The organism is Pseudidiomarina marina, from assembly GCF_044807045.1.
Lineage (GTDB): Bacteria > Pseudomonadota > Gammaproteobacteria > Enterobacterales > Alteromonadaceae > Pseudidiomarina > Pseudidiomarina marina.
Map to the genome: position 1 here is coordinate 573,866 of NZ_CP085233.1, position 19,464 is coordinate 593,329.

Genomic DNA, 19,464 nt, shown 5'->3' on the forward strand with positions numbered 1-19,464 from the left:
CATGTCAAAAACCGTACCCACTCCACAATTTTCAGAAGTTGGCCTTACCGACGAACTTCTAAAAAGCCTAGACGAGGCGGGCTATCAGCAGATGACCCCGGTTCAAGCAATGAGCTTGCCGTTGCTACTGCGTGGTGATGATGTGGTGGTGCAGGCACAAACAGGGTCTGGGAAAACTGCTGCGTTCGCGTTAGGAATTCTAGCCAAACTGGAAGTGACCGAATTTGCGCCACAAGCGTTAGTGCTGTGCCCAACTCGCGAGCTGGCCGAGCAGGTGGCTGAAGCGATTCGTAAGCTCGCTAAAAACATGGCTAACGTTAAGGTGTTGACGCTTTGTGGCGGCGTGCCGACGCGGAATCAAATTGCGTCGTTAGAGCATGGTGCTCATGTGTTAGTGGGAACACCAGGACGTGTACTTGATCACTTAAATCAAAAGCGTTTGAACTTCGCCAAGCTGCAAACCTTGGTGTTAGATGAAGCCGATAGAATGCTCGAAATGGGCTTTCAAGATGAGCTTCGTGCAATTGTGGCGAAAACGCCGAATTCCCGTCAGAACCTTTTATTTAGTGCGACTTATCCAAAGGGTATTAAACAGTTAGCTGAACAAGTATCGAAGAATGCGCAACTGCTCAAAGTAGCAGAAGCGCCAACCCAAGCTAAAATAAGCCAAGTGTTTTACCAATTAGATGACACCGATTCGGCGTATGCGGTGCAGCAAATCTTATTGAACCAGCAGCCGCAAAACTGCATGGCGTTTTGCAATACCAAAGCGGAAGCACAGCGAATTGCCGATAAACTTATTGGTAAAGGTTTTAGCGCACTTGCGCTCCACGGCGATCTTGAACAGAAAGACCGTGATCAGACCATGGTGCAATTCAGCCACGGAAGTGCGCGTGTGTTAGTGGCAACCGATGTTGCTGCGCGAGGGCTCGATATTGCTGAGCTCGATTTAGTGATTAGCGTGAACATTGCGCATGATTTAGACACTCACACCCACCGCATTGGTCGTACCGGTCGCGCTGGCGCTGAGGGTTTGGCCATTACCTTAGTCGGTGCGCAAGATGACTACAAACTACGTCTGTTAGAAGATGATTTTGCGGAACCGATTCGGCTGCAACCATTACCGACAGCATCAGCGGCAAGTAAGCCGCTTCAATCAGGCTGGGTGACGTTGCAGTTAAGTGGAGGCAAGAAAGACAAGCTACGGCCTGGCGATATTGTTGGCGCACTGACGCGCGATAATAAGTTAACCATGCAGCACATTGGAAAAATAAAAGTTCAGAGTAATTGGGCGTTTGTTACCGTTGAACAGGGCGCTGCCAAGCACGCGCTCAACCTCATCAATAACGATAAAATTAAGGGCAAACGCTTTCGCGCTCGCGCCCTTTAACTATCGAGCACCTCGCGAATTTTATCGGCAAGATCTTGGCGGCGATACGGCTTACTCAATAGCTTCACCCCGGGGTCTAGTCGGCCGTGATGCACAATGGCATTTTCAGTGTAGCCCGATGTAAACAAAACCTTCATGGCTGGATAAAGTTTCTGAGTTTGCTTGACCAGCTGTGGACCATTCATACCGCCTGGCATCACCACGTCCGAAAACAACAAATCAAATTGTTCATTTTTGAGAATATCGAGTGCTTCTTGGGCAGAACTGGCGGCTTTTATTTGATAACCAAAGTCACGAAGTTGATTCACCACATGCTGGCGCACAAGTTCATCATCTTCCACAATCAAAATACGTTCTTGACCCCCTGTAATCGATCGATGAGTTGCTCCAATCTCAGCTGGCGCCTCAACGTAAACCCGTGGTAAATAAATTTTAATGGAGGTGCCAACATCAACTTCGGAATAAATTTTGATGTGGCCATTTGATTGTTTGACGTAGCCGTACACCATACTTAACCCCAAGCCACTGCCTTTGCCACGCGCTTTGGTCGTGAAGAAAGGCTCGAACGCTTGTCGAATAGTTTCTGGCGTCATACCGAAGCCTGTATCTGAAACTGAGATGAGTACATATTCTCCGGGCTTCACGTCTTCGTGTGCCTGACTGTATTCATCGTCAAGAAAGGTGTTGGCGCTCTCAATGGTTAACGTTCCACCTTTCGGCATCGCATCGCGAGCGTTTATCGATAAATTTAAAATAGCCGACTCAAGTTGTGAGACGTCAATATCGGCAAGCCAAAGTGCGGTTTCGGTCAGCAACTCTATTTCTATATCTTCGGATAGCGTGCGCTTAATGAGTGGTAGCATACCTCTCAGCAAGGTATTAATTTGCGTGGGCTTCGGCTCGAGTGGCTGGCGCCGTGCGAAGGCAAGTAATCGATTGGTTAATTCTGAGCCGCGTTCAGCCGCACTCACCGTCATTTCCGCAAGCGATTTAAGTGAGTTGGAAGTGTCAAGTTGCTCAGCTATTAACTCGGCATTACCCAAAATAACGGTCAGTAAGTTATTGAAATCATGTGCTATCCCGCCGGTTAATTGACCAACCGCTTCCATTTTTTGTGATTGATGTAACCGTTCATCCAATTCGCGTCGTTCCGTCACATCAAGTAAGCTACCAATGATACGAATTGCCTTGCCGTCATCGTTACGCGAAAAGTAACAGCGGTCGCTCACATAGGCCACCGAACCATCGGCTCTCAAGAAGCGATAGTCACTATTCCAGTTGCTCGTAGTTGCTGTGTTCAAGGCATGAAAGAACGCTTTTTCTACCCACTCAGCATCGTCTGGATGAATATGGTTCAACCAAGTTTCTGGGGAGTCACCTAGTGGTGAACGGGGGTGGCCGAATTGCTCTGTCAGCGCTTCACTCCACCAAAGTGTATTTGCTACCACATCCCAATCCCAAATTACGTCATTGGTGGCTTTAATAACGAGATCTAATCGCTCTTTATTTCGCCGTAATTCATTCTCAGCAAGAATTTCTGAAGTCGCATCACGAAAATACACCGCAAGCCCATCTTGAGTCGGATAAGCATTTACTTGCACCCAGTAATCCAGCGGTGGGTAGAATTCGGTAAATCGCACCGTGGTACGGTGTTCAACCGCTTTGCGATATTCTTTCTCAAATCTCGAGCCAACCGCACCCGGAAACTTTTCCCAGATGGAATGACCCACTAACGACTCTGAGGAGGCGCGCAGTAACTTTTCGGCCTGTGAATTGACGAAGACAAACTGCCAATTTGGGTCAAGCATAAAAAATGCATCACTTATATTCTCGAGTGTTTGCCGTAACTGAGCACTCACTTTTTCCAACTGCCCGCGCGCCTCAACTAAGTCCGAAATATCCTGAAAAGCTCCTCTGACAGCAACAACTTTGCCACTACTATCACGTTCCGCTTCACCAATACTACGAACCCATAACTCGCGACCCTTGGCCGTCTCTAACTCGGTGATAATATCAAATGGCTTCCCTTTGGTAAGACAGTCTGTGAATTCTGCTTCCACTTGGTCGCGATACTCTGGCTTGTAAAACTTGATGGCGTCAGCTACTTCAGGCGCAAAGCCGGGTTTTTCGTCATGAATAGTGGCAGTTTCATCGCTCCAAAATAACTGCGGAGGATCCGCCTGAAAACGCCACCAACCAAGTTTTGCAAACTTACCAGCGAGTCGTGCTAGTAAATCTGCTTGGTGAGATTGCTGCTCTGCTCGCACTTGGGCGGTCACATCTTGGGGGTTGTGAATGATGTAACTGATGTTTCCAGCATCATCAAAAACGGGCGAATTAGTGACTTGCCAAAATCGCTCAACAAAACCACCGCCTTCTTCTTTTGGTTGTTCAATCGGGTAGCGAACGATGGGCATGGTATCGGGCTGTTTGGTTGCAATAACTCGGCGTAAAGAGCCATCGAGCACGTGCGTGCCGTTATCAGTTGGAGAGTCGTTCGGATCAGCTGGAAACGCTTCAAATAAAGGTTTACCGACCAGTTCGTCACGTTGACGCATGGTTGCGCGGAGATAGGCATCACTGACCGCGACAATCAAAAACTCTTCAGGTTTCGGCTCAAGAATTAATAGCTGAGTTGGGGTTTGCGTAAAGAGGCTTGGAAAGTCGACAGCATAAACGCTCATTTTAGGTTCTCACAGCATAGATTTGGCGGTAATTTTTAAGCCATTCCAATAACTTCTCTGGTGGCATTGGGCGGCCGATAAAAAAACCTTGGGCTTGGTCACAACCTGCCTCAGCAAGATATGCAAGACTCTGTTCATCTTCGATACCTTCGGCGGTAGTCGTTAGCTTCAGCGCTTTGGCAAGCGCAATCAGTGAGGCCGCAATACGACGAGATTCTTCTGATTTAGCCAATGGAATAATGAAGTTCTTGTCAATTTTTAGCTCGGAAAAAGGCTGTCGCACGAGTTGCTCAAGTGAGGAATAACCCACCCCAAAATCATCGATGGCAAGTAGAAATCCTTTGACCCGCAATTGAGTTAACAACTCAAGCGCCATCGATGGATTTTCTGCAGTACTTGTTTCAGTGATCTCTAGCTTCACGCGCCCCGGCGACAGTCGGTGTTGCCGACATAAATTAGCCAGCGTTTGTGGATATTCTGCATCGGCTAGAATACTTGGCGACGTGTTGAGTGATAAACAATAAGAGGTATTGCCCAAATTATCAGCAAACCAGCTGATCGCTTGCGCAAATACCTGCTGCGTCAGTTGATGAATTAAACCGGTACGCTCAGCTACACCAATAAAGCGATCGGGGGAAATCATTTCGCCCGCTGGGCTTTTCATTCTCACCAATGCCTCAAACCCTTTCACGGCTCGGTCTTGGCAGCTAATTTGTGGTTGATAAAAAACTTCGAGGCGCATGTGATCCAACGCATCTTGCAATTCATCTTGGCTAAGTTCAGTCGAGGATTTTGTGTTTGAATTCTCGTTGTGAGGTGTAGAGTATGAATTGAGAAGGGTTCGTAGAGCGCTGATACGGAAGGGCTTGGTGAGTACACCCGCAACCCTTAAACCACTCTCGCGTGCTGCCGTACGGGCCGAGTTCAATACCTTTTCACCGAGCCCACTGACGATGATGATCGTTGCGCTACATTGCTCATTCGCCAGCCTTCGCATCACTTCTACACCGTCGATTGCGGGCATGGCTAGATCAAGAATGATATGGGTTGGCCTGAACTCTGGAATTTGTGCGAAAAACTCATCGGGAGATGTACATGATTTAGCGGTAAAACCTGCGGCTTGGGCCATTTCCCGAATGGTTGAACTTACTTGGTGGTCATCATCTAATACGAGCAGTCGCCCGGTAGTTAGTACCATATGAATACCTAATTCATGGTCGATGAATTAACGATATATTATCTGGAGCGAGGTGAACACAAAAAATTAAAAATTATCTGAATTAAACTCACCGTGGCCGCAACCACGGTGAGAACTGCTGAATTAGAACAAGTAAATAAATCCGACGCCTAATTCTGCTTCATAGTTGTTCCGGGTAATTGGGCTATCCGCAACATCACCAAGGTAGTGCTCATAAAGACCCTCAACGAAAACCAACCAATTTTCGGCGACATATTGGCGATAATTGTAGTGCAATCCAACTGAACGGATGCCGCTACTTAGGTTTGTTTGAGGCAGACCCGATGCGGCAGATTGCGCTGCGGTAATGCCAAAATCTTTATTAGCCCGATCGCTATCGTGGTAAACCGCAACAACGGCTAATTCAGAGCCGGTGCCATCATTTTGCTCACCGAAACGACGGCCTACACCGAATAGACCAATATTGCCGTCCTCACCGGCGATAATGCGACCATCAAGCCAATAACGCCAGTCAGCATTAAACGCCCGGCGTGCTTGCAAGACAAATTCAGCGCCTTCATCCGAATCGCCGAGGCCATTCAGGCGGCCGTCGTCCGAATCAGCCTCTTCGCGGCCTTCATCGAAACCCACGGTAGCTTCAAATAACCAGACGTCATTGCGAAGACCGCGCCAACCTAATGCTTCGCCCGCAAAGTAGAAAATGTTGTCACCTTTGCGCCATTGCACGGCACCAGCAGGGTCGATTTCGAAGCCGAATTCATCGGAACCTTCATAAGCTGATTCATATTCAATGCCGAGGCCAAGTCCGACCGCCCAACCATCTTCACCGCGGGTAAAATCATCAAGTGAAGGTAACGGCACTAACGCGGTTTTCTCTTCCTGCGCTAATGCTGTAGGAGACAATAACGCGGACAGTACGAGTGCCGATAACAAACTAATAGACTTTTTCATAGAACTTCCTCCACCACCGAATGGGTCAAATCACTGCTCAGAGCTTGAGTATAGTACTGAAAGCTGAAGGGGGTAGATCACCGATAAGCATTTTATGTTGGAAGAACGAACCCTAGAGAGACTACAAACTCTCGCCGCAAACCCAGCCGCTCGACCACGCCCACTGGAAGTTGTAGCCACCTAACCAACCAGTGACATCGAGGACTTCACCAATGAAATACAAGCCAGGCTGCAAGCGGCTTTCCATGGTTTTCGAACTCACTTCGTTGGTATCAACGCCACCGAGCGTGACTTCTGCGGTACGGTAGCCCTCGGTGCCATTTGGTTTTAAAGGCCATTGGTGCAGGGTATCTGCCACTTGTTGAAGTAGCGCATTATTGCAGTCGGCGAGATTCTTATCGGGCCACTGATACTGCTCGCACAACGTGAGTGCGAGACGTTTTGGAAACCATTCTTGAATGGCGGTGCGCAAACTCATGCGTGGTCGACTTTGGCGTAGTTCGTTGAGTTGAGCGAACACGTCATCGTGCGGAAGCAGGTTTACTTCAATTGACTCACCAGGGTGCCAGTACGATGATATCTGAAGCATAGAAGGACCTGATACGCCGCGGTGGGTGAACAACATCGCTTCTTTGAAGCTGGCACGCTGGTTACTGGCAACGACATCGACCGAGAGCCCAGAGAGTTCCGCATAGCGCTGTTTGTCGGCTTCGTGCAAGGTAAACGGCACTAGTCCAGCCCGCACGGGCACAATACGGTGACCAAATTGTTCGGCGAGCTGATAACCGAGTGGGGTTGCGCCGAGTTTTGGCATCGACAACCCGCCACACGCAACAACGATTTTCTCAGCTTGCAAAAGCCCTTGGGAGGTTTTCACAAAATAGCCGTCCGCTGAGTGCTCGACGCTCAGTACTTCGGTGCGTAATTGCACATGAGCGCCATGCTTGCTGCACTCTTGCATCAACATATTGACGATGTCTTTGGCGCTGTTGTCGCAAAACAGTTGGCCAAGAGTCTTCTCGTGATAAGCAAGGCCGTAATCGTTCACTAATCCAATGAAGTCCCACTGGGTATAGCGGCTCAGTGCCGATTTACAAAAATGCGGATTTTCGGAGAGATAGTTCTCGGGGCTAGCGTACATATTGGTGAAATTGCAGCGGCCACCGCCCGAGATCAAAATCTTCTTACCGGCTTGCTTGGCGTGGTCGAGTACCAGTACCCGTCGACCACGCTTTGCTGCAGTTGCCGCACAATGCAAGCCAGCTGCGCCGGCCCCAATCACAATCACATCATGTACGGCAGACTGCGACACGGCATTAACCCTGTAGGGCTTCGAGTACGTGCTCAGCGCTACTGACGCCGTAGGTTTTTTCGTCTTCAACAAATAAGTGGGTAATCACGCCGTCGGTAATGACCATGGCATAGCGCTCAGCACGTGTGCCCCCGAAGCTACCGGTTTCTTTTGTTAAACCTAATTTTTGGTGGTAAGCAGCATCACCGTCTGATAACAACATCACGCTGTCATCAACGTTCAGTGCTTTACCCCAAGCTTTCATCACAAAAGCATCGTTTACCGCAACGCAAGCAATGGTTTGTACGCCTTGTGCGCGCAAATCATTGGCGTGCTTCACAAAGCTTGGTAAATGCTTTTCAGAGCAAGTTGGGGTGAATGCACCCGGCACGGCGAATAAAATGTGCGTGCCTTTGGCAAATAATTCCGCCGGGTTAAATTGTTGCATACCCACATCGCCAAGCGCAGTTAACGTACCTGCTGGAATTCTGTCATTCGTTTTAATCATGATGTTGCTCCGGAAAATAAAGATCAAAGCGGTGCTTCTTGCTTACCACTTGGGCATGCGGTGAAACACCAGCTAAAAAGTCAGCATGCTGGGGGCGTTTTACAACCACCCGCTGACGAGCTATTCGTAGCGCAGGTTGCAACAACTCGTCGGCGTCGTCATCGGCACCGACGAGCTGTTGAAACATTTGCATGTCTTTCTTTACGGCTGCTTTGGCTTTGCGATCACCTTTTGGGTACATCGGATCCAAATAAACCACGTCAAAACTGTCGTCTGCAATCTCGTCTAAGCTGCTAACGTCTACCAAGTATAGTCGATGCTGCCACTCTGGCATGGCTTGGTGCAAACGCACTAAGGCGTCAGCGAGTAGCTGTTTGACTATGGGGTGCCGTTCGTTTAAGCCGACAGTTGCGCCTAATTGCGCTAATACTTGGGCATCGCGGCCCAATCCTGCGGTTGCATCTAAAATGCTTGGGTTTTTCACCTTGTGCAGACCGCACGCACGCGCAATCGCTTCGTCTTTGATGCGCGCTTGCGCGGCACGAAATGCGGTTTTACCGGTTAAGAAATCAATGCGTAGCGGGTGCATTTTCGGTTGGTCTAACCAACGCAGTTGTAACCCTTCCACGCTTTGTTCAAGAACGAAGGCGCTGTCGGATGGGGTGTCGCTCATGGCTGACGTTCCATATCGATATGCGGAATATCGTCTTCTAGGTATTCTTTGCTAATAGCAACAAAACCAAAACTTTCATAAAACGCCCGCAAATACACTTGTGCGCCCAAGCGAATTGGCAGTGTTGGTGTGTAAGTGTGGCAAACTTCAAGTGCGCGTTGCATCAATTCACGACCGAGACCTAAACGACGAACTGACTGTGCAGTGAGAACACGACCGATACGGCTGTAGCCATCACCACCCTCACCAAGAAATATACGAGCGTAGGCAACGACTGTTTCGGTATCGCTATTGGCCCATAAATGCAGGGCGTTTACATCAGTGCCGTCGGCATCTAAATAAGGACAGGTCTGTTCAACCACAAACACCTGCTCGCGGCGCTGAATAATGTCATAAAGCTCGGTGGTCGTGAGTTCTGCAAAAGCCTTTAACTGCCAGTTCATCGTAAACGCTTCCGTAATTCAGGTCCTATTTTCGGAGTAAGGGCGACGACATTATTGCGGTCATGCTGATACAGTGCCAAGAGTTCGGCGACTTTTCCGCGACTGTCGCCTTTAGGACTTATAAACCGTGCCACTTGCAGGCTTTCTAATTCGGCATTCTTATAAAGTAACCGAGTAAACTCAGTATCATGATTACTAATCACCACCGGAATGCCTCGTTTTCTCGCCGTATGTTCGGCACGACGTGCTAATTCTGTTTGGTCATCCATACCAAAGCCACCACAAGCGTAACTGGTAAAGTTAGCGGTTAAGCTGAGCGGCGCATAGGGTGGATCGCAGTAGACCACATCGCCTTTTCGCGCGCGGCGAAACACTTGTTCAAAGCCCATGCAGGTAAAGGTGGCGCGTTGTGCTTTTTCAGCGAAAAATTCGATTTCTGCCTGCGGAAAATAAGGACGCTGATACTGTCCAAATGGCACATTAAATTGCCCCGACAAATTATAGCGACACAAGCCGTTATAGCCATGGCGATTGAGATACAAAAACAGCAAAGAACGCTCGTACGGATCGGAGCTCGCATTAAATTGTTGGCGCAGCGCATAGTATGCTTCAGGCGTATTATTTGCCATGCTAAATAGCTTACGGGCATCGTCAATAAAGCGCTTGGGACGACGTTTCACAAACTTGAACAGTGTGATTAAGTCAGGATTCACATCGTTGAGTAAGTATTTCGGATAATCGGTATTAAGAAATACCGAGCCAGCGCCAACAAACGGCTCAATCAGCTTATTGCCGTCAGGCAAAACCGCGGTGATTGACTCAATGAGGTTGTACTTACCGCCTGCCCATTTCAGAAAGGCGCGCTGCTTCGTCATGCTACTCGGCTCATTTTATAATAAAGGGCTATGTGCGTCGGGGTGGCTCATGGCCGCAATAGCGGTACCAAGCGCTTGCCAATCTGACCAAGGTTCAAGACAGGCTTGTCCAATAGCTGTTGGTAGCACTAACCGAACCACACCGGCTTGTACTTTTTTATCACGTTGCATGAAGGTCTGCCAGCGCTCTAATGGCATTTGTGGTGCACGCACTGGTAAATTCAGCTGCTGTAATAGTGTTTCGATGCGGGTGAAATCATTGCTACTGAGGCGGTCTTGCTGGTGCATTAGATAAGCGGCGATGATGGTGCCAGCGGCAACCGCTTCACCGTGTTTCCAGCCGTCATAATGAGCTGCTTCAATGGCATGCCCAAAGGTGTGGCCAAGGTTTAGGAGTGCGCGCACCGATTGCTCGCGTTCATCAGCCGCAACAACCTCAGCTTTAATCTCACAACTGCGTTGTATCGCGTACGTGAGTGCTGCCGCATCGCGCTGATTGAGCTCGTTCTGATGCGCTTCTAACCAGGCAAAAAACTCCGCATCGGCAATAATGCCGTACTTCACTACTTCGGCTAAGCCGCAGGCATAATCGCGTGCGTTCAGTGTTGTTAGACAATCCGTGTCAATGAGCACGGCTCGCGGTTGATAAAAGGCACCTACCAGGTTTTTGCCGCCCGCATGATTAATCGCGGTTTTGCCACCAACCGATGAATCGACTTGCGCTAACAGCGTGGTTGGAATTTGATAAAAAGCGACGCCGCGTTGATATGTCGCCGCTACAAAGCCAGCTAAATCACCCACAACGCCACCGCCAAGCGCAATAATGGCGCAGTCGCGGTTAAAATTGTGGCGGATCAGAGTGTCCATCACGGCTTCATAATTAGCAAAGCTTTTGGCGCCTTCACCATCTTCAATGAGGTGGGTCACCACGGTGTGTTGCTGTAATTGTGCGCGTACTTTGTCGCCATAAAGTGGCTCAACGATGGTGTTCGACAGGAGTAAAATTTGTTGTGGCAGTTGCTCGAATAACGGGGTTCGCGAAAGTAATCCAGCGCCGATATCGATAGGATAGCTGCGCTCACCTAAACCCACGATGATTTGCTGTGTGGTGTTTTGCATGAGCGCCTCCGACATTAAAAACTGGGTAAGTTATAAACCTACTTTCTCGATAATTTGATCAATCACGACCTTGGTGCTTTGTTCATCTGTACGCACCACAATGTCAGCGATTTCTTCATACAGTGGATTACGCAATTCTGCGAGGTTCTCAAGCACTTCGCGCGGATTGTCTGCTTCAGCAATCAATGGCCGGCGCTTATCACGCTGCGTGCGGGCGAGTTGCTTCTCAATTGTAGTTTGTAGATACACCACCACACCACGCGCCGAAAGTCGATTACGGCTTTCTTTGCTCAGGATAGAACCGCCGCCTGTCGCCAACACAATACCGGTATTTTCTGTCAGTTCTTCGATAACTTTTTCTTCGCGTGCGCGAAAACCTTCCTCGCCTTCTAACTCAAACACCCAAGCGATATCGGCGCCAGTGCGGCGTTCGATTTCGGTGTCAGAATCAAAAAATTCGAGATGGAGTTGGCGGGCTAGTTGTCGCCCGATTGTGCTTTTACCAGCGCCCATAGGGCCCACTAAGAAAATGTTACGTTTTTCAGCCATATTGATGTGTTACTTCACTTATTTAACTAGCTGTGACTCACGGAATCCGGAGTGTCTCAAGACCTTCCTTTACCCAACCAAAAAGATGCGCGATTATCGCAAGTCACAGCTACATAAGCAAGGTTTACGGCGTATTCGTTACAATTCGTGGCGTGACGAAAATTAACAATTCACGCTTTTCATTAACCTGACTGTCGGTACGGAACAACACGCCAACGTAAGGAATATCACCCAGCAATGGCACTTTTGAAATGTCGTTTAAGATTTGTTGCTGATAAATACCGCCCAATACAATTGTTTCACCGTTCTCAACGAGCACTTGCGTGCTAATTTCTTGCGTATCAATGGATACCGCAGGACCAGTTGGTGTACTGACGGTTTCACCACGGGTGTTTTGAGTAATAACCAAATCAAGTATCACACGGTTATCTGGCGTGATTTGTGGTGTCACAGTTAAGCCCAACACGGCTTTCTTAAACTGAACTGACGTTGCACCTGAAGAAGCACTTTCAACGTAAGGAATTTCGGTACCTTGTTCAATGTAAGCTTCTTTCTGGTTCGCCGTGGTGATACGCGGGCTAGCAATGATCTCACCTTTGTTTTCTCGCTCGAGTGCCGATAACTCAAGATCAAGCAAGCGGCCATCGGCGAGTTTTGCAACCTGGAAGCCGATAGTGGCCGCAGGTGATGCGATTGGTAAGTTCACATTGAAGTCACCGGTAACATTAGTTCCAGTACCCCACGGTGGCGGAACAGAGGTATCTAAAGTCGGTTCAGTGATACCCCAGCGAATACCGAGTTCGTCACTGATATTGTCACGAACGGTCACCATACGAGCTTCGATGATCACTTGTTTTACCGGTACGTCAAGCACGTTAACCATGGCTTTAACGGTTTCAATTTGCTCTGGCGTATCGCGCACTAGCAATGTGTTGGTGCGCTCGTCGACAGTCACTGCACCGCGGCTTGATAATAAATCTGAACTATCAGTACGCAGAATCTGTGCAATCTCGTCTGCTTTGGCATAGTTGATTTGAATGTACGAACTTTCCAAAGGCGCTAAATCTTGCATGCGCTGGCGACTTTCTAACTGCTCGGCTTCGCGTTGGGCAAGTTCTGAAGCTGGCGCAACAATTAGAATGTTGTCGTCATAACGCTTGTCCAAACCTTTCACGCGCAAGATGGTTTCAAGCGCACGCTCCCACGGCACGTTTTCTAAGCGTAGCGTGATGTTACCTTGAACAGATTCACTGGCGACCAAGTTTAAGTTGTTCTCGTCAGCTAAAATTTGCAGTAACTGGCGAACCGGAACATCTTGGAAATTCAATGAAATTGGCTTCTGGCTCGATTCCGCTTGAGCTTCTTGGGCATCTACTTGTGGTGCTTCAGCTAAGTTCAACCGTAAATAACCATCAATTTGCTCGAGCTGGTGTTTAAATTTACGCTTACCAGCAATCTTAATGCGGCTATGACGACCATCACGGAACGTTTCAACATAAGCCACTGGCGTTGCAAATTGACTCACATCAAGCACATACAACAAGTCTTCTGGCAGTTCTGTGTCATACAAAATCAGCTCAAGATCGTTGCCACGCATACGCGCTTCGTGCTCAACATTGTCTTTGTTCAAGGCAATACTAACTTGACCAACATCATTCGATAAGCGGAAGAAATTGATGTTCGTCACGGCAGTTTTTTTCGGCACTTGCTTGCTATCGGTGCGAACCTCAGCTCGTGGTTGTTCAGCAGGCTGCGCTGTTTCCTTAGCGGCTTGCTGTTTCACTGGCTCTGGTTTCGCTGGCGCCGGCTTGCTATCCGCTGCTTTCGTTGCTTCTGGCTTAGCTGGCTTAGCCGGGGTCGACTGGGTCGCTGCCGGTTTGCTTGCTGTCGGCTTATCGGCAGCTGCTTTCGCGGTCGATTGTGCCGGCTCGCTACCATCTTTTGGTGCGACGAATACTAACACCATGACTTCGCCAAATCGGCTCATGAGGTTCTCAAGAGGCTTCTTGGTATACACGCGAAGCATGAGATCTTCGCGCTGCTGTTCAATTTCGACATAATCGAGCAAAGGGTGGTTTGGCAGATCTAAACGGCCATCTGGCATGTCAGCGCTGGTGCCGAGCAATAAAAACTCGTGGAGATTTTTATTACTGCTACGGGTAACAACTGGTGACTCGACACGTTTTGAAAAATGCGCTTCAAGATTAAAACGATCTTTATTCAGCGCAATCTGCTCAACCCGTAAGAGCTCATTGGCCGATACCGCAAGGGGCATCAACAGCAGTAGACAAAAGGTACGGATTAAGTGCTTCATTAGTTCGAGCTCCTTTGCGAGTTCAGCAAGGTTAACGATACGTCGCGTTGTTGCCAGCAGCCGTCGCCGGTAGCTAACCATTCACGAATCGAAATTTGTTGTGGAGTAATAGCGGTGATGCGGCCGTTATCGAGGCCAATGAAATCACCACGTTGTACGCGGAATAATTTACCCTCGTTGGAGACAACCAGTGCCACGAGCTGGCCATCTCCGGAGCGCATCGTACCGCTCAATGCGAGTTGGTCAAGAGCAACGCCCTGTAGGTTACCTTTCGGGGTTCCAAGAGTCGGTTGCGGACAATTTTGTCCAGACGCTTGCGCTGCATTGTCACGCAGCGGTGTTGGCTGGAATGGATTACGAATATCCGCCCCGGTGTATTGAATACGCTCTAGCTCAGGCAATTCAGGAGGCGGGCTAATACCGGGTTTCGCGGTTTGCTGAACCTCAGCAGTAAACTGTTCAAGATCTTGATGCCCAGTTGGCGCACAACCTGCCAAAAAACCAAAAGCAGCCGCTGACACAAGCAATTTTTTCATCATGGTTGTGCCCTCAACGTTTGCTGACGATAAGTCTCGGCGTTAATCGATAAACTTAAAGTGCCCTCATCGTCTTGCAGTTGCATTTTGAAATCTTTGACACTAATGATGCGATCGAGGCTCGACATTTGACCAACAAAGTCACCGATTTGATGGTAGGCGCCTTTTAATTCAATACGCATTGGTAGCGCGGTATAAAACTCACGCGGCTGCGGCATCAACCATTCAATGCGATCAAAACGTAAACCACTCTTCGTCCCAATCAGACTAATGTCGTCCAGTAATTTAGGCGTCTCATCATCGTTCGGGAGCATAGCTAAAAGTGTTTCGAGGTCACTGTTAAGTTGCTCAAGTTGTTCGCGATACAACGGCAAGTTCACCGCCGTTTGATACTTGGTTTGATAATCTTGTTTGAGCTGTGATTCTTTTGCGACTTCACGCTTATAATTTGCCCATTCGTCGGCCAAGATAAAGTGATAACTTAAACCAAGCACGGCAATGGCAATAATAACCAATACCGCAATGCGGAACGGGCGCGGCCAAAATGGCAACTCGTTGATATCTAATTCACGTAGGCTATCCATACTCATTTTATTTTTTCGCCTCCGTGGTTGTTGGTGGAACAATCGTCACCACCAATGAAAATGCATCGTAATCGGAATTCGCATCGGCGCCACGGGCGCGACCACGCGAGCCAAAACTGGCCGAAACCACGTTTCGCAGTTCGGGGTCAGCGAACACGGACGACGATTTCAAATCACGTAAAAATTCGGAAACCCGATTATTGGAAATACTGCGGCCACTAATAATCAACTGCAAATCACGCTTTTCAAGTGAATGCAGATACACGCCGTCTGGTGTGCGTTCGGTTAATTCATTAAAGATAGTAATGGCTGTGTTTCGATCTTCATGCAGCGATTGAATCAACTTGATGCGGTTTAAAATTTCTTGCTTCTTCTTATTAATGCTATTGATTTCAGCTATTTGCGAATCAAGAATTTGAATTTGTGATTGCAAGAAGTTATTACGGCGTTGCTGGTAACTCTTGTAGTCGCCAATGACCATATACGCGGCGCCAAAAATAATTCCAGCAATACCAACCGCAATACCAGCATGAATGCCGAAGCGGGTTTTTGCGCGTTGGCGTGCGGTTTCGCGCCACGGGAGTAGGTTTACATGTGCCATGTTGCAAAACTCCGTAACGCAAGGCCTATCGACTCAACAAATCGTGGCCCGTGATTTTGTAGATGCGAAAACTTACTCGGCAAAATAAAGTGCTCAAAAGGGTTTAGCGCATGTACGGGGTACTCAACTTGCTCGCTCAAAGCTTCCGTAATCATCGGTAGCATGGCGCCGGTGTTTATCAGTAATATTGCAGCGAAGCCCTTGTCCGCAGCATTGCTTTGATACATTTGGACGCTACGACTAACTTGGTTCCACAAGTTGCTTAAGAAATCTTGAATAATCAGGGTAGGGAAATCGTCAATATCACCTGAGCGCAGCTTCGCCATAATTTCGCCATGGTCGATGCTACCATCTTCATCGAGTGCGCTCAGCAACGGTGTTAAGCCGCCGGACTGTGGCCGGTGGAACGCCACTTCACCTTGATGAACAACAATAATTTGTATTGCACTGGTACTAATATCGAGAATCAAATACGGGAGCTTGCTCTCGAGCACTTCTGGGTGCATGTGCGGCAACAAATGACCGCAAGCGCGCGCAATGGCTTGGTTATCAACATCCATAATGGCAACCTTGTACCCAGCACTTTCAAGCGCCTGTACGCGGCTGTCGACACTGATGGTTCGGGTAGCGGTTACTAAGACACGTTGCTGTCCCGGAAGCGTTTGATGCTCGCCGAGGCTTTCAAAGTCATAGCGCACTTCGTTGATGGGGAACGGGATAAGTGCTTCAGCTTCGCTTTCGATTTTCTCAGCAATCGCTTCATCATCTAAATCGAGACTCATTGGTACTTGCTTTGATATTGCTTGCGTACCTGATACAGCAGCGACAGCGACCCGTGTGCTGCCCATACGCTTACGCACCTGCGTAATCATCTTCGCAAGTTTCTCGATATCTGAAATTTCGTCGTCGGTAATTAAATTCTTCGGTAGTGATACTTCAGCAACATGTGTAATGTCGTAAGTATCGCCGCTAGGCACAAGCTCAATAGCCTTTACTGCATCCGAAGCGATATCAATTCCCAGACCTGGCTTTTTTCCCAGACCAAATAGCCCCATAATGCTCCCCTGAATTGGACCGGTTTCTATGGCATTATATTATTAAAATTGTTCTATGCCGAACCTCATATTAAGCAGAAAGGTAAGCATTGTGCAAAGTTCTTTGCACTATCTAAATAAACATTACGTTTCTGTCCTTATCTTTCTATAATATGAACGTAAATTGCGCAACCTGTAAAACAGTATAGTCGAAAGGAAAAAAAGGGGCTGTCTTTGAAGATTTTTAAGTGGGTGCTTGGCGTCGGTGCGGCGTTAGCTATTTTCGGCTCCATTGCCGTGGTTGGATTGTACTTCTATTGGGAAGACGACTTACCGAGTGTGGCAGAACTCAAAGAAGTGCGTTTGCAAACACCAATGCAAGTGTATTCATCTGATGGTGAAATGATTGCGCAATTTGGCGAAATCCGTCGAATTCCTCTCAAATTAGAAGATATTCCTCAACCACTTATCAATGCTTTTCTCGCCACCGAAGATCAACGTTTTTACGACCACTTTGGAATTGATCCGATTGGTGTTGCTCGCGCTTTCGCACTACTAGTTAGTACTGGCGAAATTCAAGGGGGTGGTAGTACCATCACACAACAGCTAGCGCGAAACTTTTACTTGAGCTTTGAGCAAACCTGGACGCGAAAAATAAAAGAAGCGTTTATTTCTTTGCGAATGGAAAAAGAGCTGAGCAAAGACGAAATTCTTGAACTGTACCTGAATAAGATTACCTTTGGTCATCGCGCCCACGGAGTTGGCGCTGCGGCGCAAGTTTATTACGGGAAAGAGGTACAAGATCTCACGTTGGCACAAATGGCGATGATCGCTGGTTTGCCAAAAGCTCCTTCCACGATGAATCCAATTTCGAATCCAGAGCGTGCGCGCGAACGCCGCGCAGTTGTGCTTGGCCGGATGCTTGCTGAAAACTTTATCTCAGAGAGCCAATATCGCGAAGCGTTAGCCGAGCCAATCGATACGCGTTTGCACGGTGCAGAAGTGACCATGAGTGCGCCGTATTTGGCGGAAATGGTGCGTGCCGATATGGTTGCGCGCTACGGTGAAGATGCTGCTTACAACTCTGGGTTTAAAGTTTATACAACGGTTAATGCGAAGCAACAGCGGGCGGCGCAACGCGCGGTGCAGTTGAATCTGCATGGATACGACGAGCGTCATGGCTACCGTGGTGCCGAGCAAGTGTTATGGCAGCCAGAAGACGAAGCTTGGGAGCTTGATGCCATTCGTGAATTTTTGCGCGAACAAGAATCGATTGGTTTAACCGTACCGGCAGTTGTTTTGAGCGTTTCTGAGCAATCGGCACAAGTTCTAACCGCCAGTGGCGAAGCACGCGAATTACCATGGTCTGGGCTTGCTTGGGCACGCCCTTATATGCATGCCGATCGTCAAGGCCCGGCGCCCAAAGTAGCGGCTGATGTATTGGCGCCTGGTGAGCTGATTCGTATACGAGCGACCGAGCAAGGACTTCGCTTAGCGCAAGTACCAGAACCAAGTGGTGCGATTATTTCTTTGCGCCCACAAGACGGCAGTATTGCGGCAGCCGTGGGTGGATACAGTTTTGCCATTAGCCAATACAACCGGTCAATTCAGGCCGAACGTCAAGCCGGCTCAAACATCAAGCCGTTTATTTATTCAGCGGCGTTAGAAAATGGTTTTACCTTAGCAACGTTAGTGAACGATGCACCTATCAACCAATGGAATCCTGGAAGTGGTATTGCTTGGCGTCCGCGGAATTCGCCAGATGTTTATGAAGGTCCGATTCGAGTGCGCCAAGCCTTGGCTAAGTCGAAAAACGTTGTATCAGTGCGTCTGATGCGGGCAATGGGTATTGATACCACGGTTGAATATTTGACCCGCTTTGGTTTTGCGATGGATGAATTACCGCGTAACGAATCATTGTCTCTTGGTTCGGCATCGATGACGCCGTTAGAAGTCGCACGTGGCTATGCGGTTTTTGCCAATGGTGGCTACTTGGTTAATCCGTATTTCATCGAACGCATTGTCGATAACAATGACGAAGTTGTTTACACCGCGCGTCCCGCTGTTGCTTGCGTATTATGTGAGGAAGAACAGCGAGAAGTGGTGCAGGCACCACAAGTAATTTCGGAACAGAATGCGTATTTGGTTACCGAAGCGATGAATTCAGCGGTGTGGGGTGGTGGTAGTTGGCAACACCGCACGGGCTGGAATGGGACAGCATGGCGTATTCAACGCTCGAAGCCAATTATCGATTTAGCTGGTCGTAACATCGTCGGTAAAACCGGTACAACAAACGACGTGAAAGATACTTGGTTCTCTGGATTCGTCAGTGGTTTGGTGACAACAGCATGGGTCGGTTTTGACAACCTTGAACGTGCGCTTGGCAGCACGACGATGAATGAAAATTTAGACAGCGACGAGCAGCCTATTTCAGGTACTGAGGGCGGGGCAAAAACGGCGTTACCAATGTGGATTGATTACATGGAAACAGCGCTAGAAGATGCCACCGTTGAACCGTTCCAAGTGCCGCCTGGATTGGTGATGGCGCGGATTGATTTAGCGACCGGTAAATTGAGTCGTAAGAACGACTATACCACGCGTTTTGAATATTTCTTGCCGGGCACTGCGCCAACGGAGTATGCGGATTCGAAGTCGTCGTCAAAAGATATTTTCAGTGACGACGACTCGATTTTCTAACTCACGTTCTTAAAGTA

The 19,464-nt window shown here is 48.5% G+C and carries 17 protein-coding genes; 2 read left to right on the forward strand and 15 right to left on the reverse strand.

Annotated features, from left to right (window positions below; translation table 11 throughout):
• The first annotated feature begins 1 nt into the window (after nucleotide 1).
• Nucleotides 2-1,390 carry an ATP-dependent RNA helicase DbpA gene (gene dbpA, locus LG272_RS02785; protein WP_404409515.1) on the forward strand — a complete coding sequence of 463 codons (1,389 nt, stop codon included), beginning with the start codon at nucleotides 2-4 and terminating at the stop codon, nucleotides 1,388-1,390.
• Here dbpA and LG272_RS02790 read toward each other — a convergent pair.
• The 15 genes from LG272_RS02790 to pilM all read right to left on the reverse strand — a co-directional run bounded on the left by LG272_RS02790 (nucleotide 1,387) and on the right by pilM (nucleotide 16,771).
• Nucleotides 1,387-4,074 carry a PAS domain-containing protein gene (locus LG272_RS02790; protein WP_404409517.1) on the reverse strand — a complete coding sequence of 896 codons (2,688 nt, stop codon included), beginning with the start codon at nucleotides 4,072-4,074 and terminating at the stop codon, nucleotides 1,387-1,389. The two genes, dbpA and LG272_RS02790, sit on opposite strands and share 4 nt — an antisense overlap.
• Nucleotide 4,075: 1 nt before the next feature.
• On the reverse strand, nucleotides 4,076-5,272 hold the full coding sequence (locus LG272_RS02795) for an EAL domain-containing protein (RefSeq protein ID WP_404409519.1): 1,197 nt from the start codon (nucleotides 5,270-5,272) through the stop codon (nucleotides 4,076-4,078).
• A 123-nt stretch (nucleotides 5,273-5,395) separates the two neighbouring features.
• Nucleotides 5,396-6,223 (reverse strand): MipA/OmpV family protein, encoded by an 828-nt coding sequence (locus tag LG272_RS02800; RefSeq protein WP_404409521.1) that lies wholly within the window; start codon nucleotides 6,221-6,223, stop codon nucleotides 5,396-5,398.
• A gap of 121 nt (nucleotides 6,224-6,344) precedes the next feature.
• Nucleotides 6,345-7,535 (reverse strand): NAD(P)/FAD-dependent oxidoreductase, encoded by a 1,191-nt coding sequence (locus tag LG272_RS02805; protein ID WP_404409523.1) that lies wholly within the window; start codon nucleotides 7,533-7,535, stop codon nucleotides 6,345-6,347.
• Nucleotides 7,536-7,539: 4 nt separating this feature from the next.
• On the reverse strand, nucleotides 7,540-8,022 hold the full coding sequence (locus LG272_RS02810; protein WP_126759994.1) for a peroxiredoxin: 483 nt from the start codon (nucleotides 8,020-8,022) through the stop codon (nucleotides 7,540-7,542).
• Nucleotides 8,015-8,695, reverse strand: a complete 681-nt coding sequence (locus LG272_RS02815) for a class I SAM-dependent methyltransferase (protein WP_404409525.1) — start codon at nucleotides 8,693-8,695, stop codon at nucleotides 8,015-8,017. Before LG272_RS02815 ends, LG272_RS02810 begins: the two co-directional genes overlap by 8 nt.
• On the reverse strand, nucleotides 8,692-9,138 hold the full coding sequence (locus LG272_RS02820; protein WP_404409527.1) for a GNAT family N-acetyltransferase: 447 nt from the start codon (nucleotides 9,136-9,138) through the stop codon (nucleotides 8,692-8,694). Before LG272_RS02820 ends, LG272_RS02815 begins: the two co-directional genes overlap by 4 nt.
• Nucleotides 9,135-10,013: a Dam family site-specific DNA-(adenine-N6)-methyltransferase gene (locus tag LG272_RS02825; RefSeq protein WP_404409529.1), complete on the reverse strand. Its 879-nt coding sequence runs from the start codon at nucleotides 10,011-10,013 to the stop codon at nucleotides 9,135-9,137. Before LG272_RS02825 ends, LG272_RS02820 begins: the two co-directional genes overlap by 4 nt.
• A 15-nt stretch (nucleotides 10,014-10,028) precedes the next feature.
• Nucleotides 10,029-11,132: a 3-dehydroquinate synthase gene (gene aroB, locus LG272_RS02830; protein ID WP_404409531.1), complete on the reverse strand. Its 1,104-nt coding sequence runs from the start codon at nucleotides 11,130-11,132 to the stop codon at nucleotides 10,029-10,031.
• 30 nt (nucleotides 11,133-11,162) lie between these two features.
• A complete protein-coding gene (gene aroK / locus LG272_RS02835; RefSeq protein WP_126759999.1) occupies nucleotides 11,163-11,681 on the reverse strand; it encodes a shikimate kinase AroK in 519 nt (172 codons plus the stop codon).
• Between the two features lie 124 nt (nucleotides 11,682-11,805).
• Nucleotides 11,806-13,995, reverse strand: coding sequence for a type IV pilus secretin PilQ (gene pilQ / locus LG272_RS02840; protein ID WP_404409533.1), 2,190 nt, complete (start codon nucleotides 13,993-13,995; stop codon nucleotides 11,806-11,808).
• Nucleotides 13,995-14,534: a pilus assembly protein PilP gene (locus LG272_RS02845; protein WP_126760000.1), complete on the reverse strand. Its 540-nt coding sequence runs from the start codon at nucleotides 14,532-14,534 to the stop codon at nucleotides 13,995-13,997. Before LG272_RS02845 ends, pilQ begins: the two co-directional genes overlap by 1 nt.
• Nucleotides 14,531-15,121, reverse strand: a complete 591-nt coding sequence (locus tag LG272_RS02850; protein WP_126760001.1) for a type 4a pilus biogenesis protein PilO — start codon at nucleotides 15,119-15,121, stop codon at nucleotides 14,531-14,533. Before LG272_RS02850 ends, LG272_RS02845 begins: the two co-directional genes overlap by 4 nt.
• Nucleotide 15,122: 1 nt before the next feature.
• A complete protein-coding gene (locus tag LG272_RS02855; protein ID WP_126760002.1) occupies nucleotides 15,123-15,716 on the reverse strand; it encodes a PilN domain-containing protein in 594 nt (197 codons plus the stop codon).
• Complete coding sequence (gene pilM / locus LG272_RS02860) at nucleotides 15,704-16,771, reverse strand: type IV pilus biogenesis protein PilM (protein WP_126760003.1); 1,068 nt, start codon at nucleotides 16,769-16,771, stop codon at nucleotides 15,704-15,706. The genes LG272_RS02855 and pilM overlap by 13 nt, the downstream gene beginning before the upstream one ends.
• Before the next feature lie 213 nt (nucleotides 16,772-16,984).
• Here pilM and LG272_RS02865 point away from each other — a divergent pair, with 213 nt between their 5' ends.
• Complete coding sequence (locus tag LG272_RS02865; RefSeq protein WP_404409537.1) at nucleotides 16,985-19,447, forward strand: penicillin-binding protein 1A; 2,463 nt, start codon at nucleotides 16,985-16,987, stop codon at nucleotides 19,445-19,447.
• The last annotated feature ends 17 nt before the right edge of the window (nucleotides 19,448-19,464 follow it).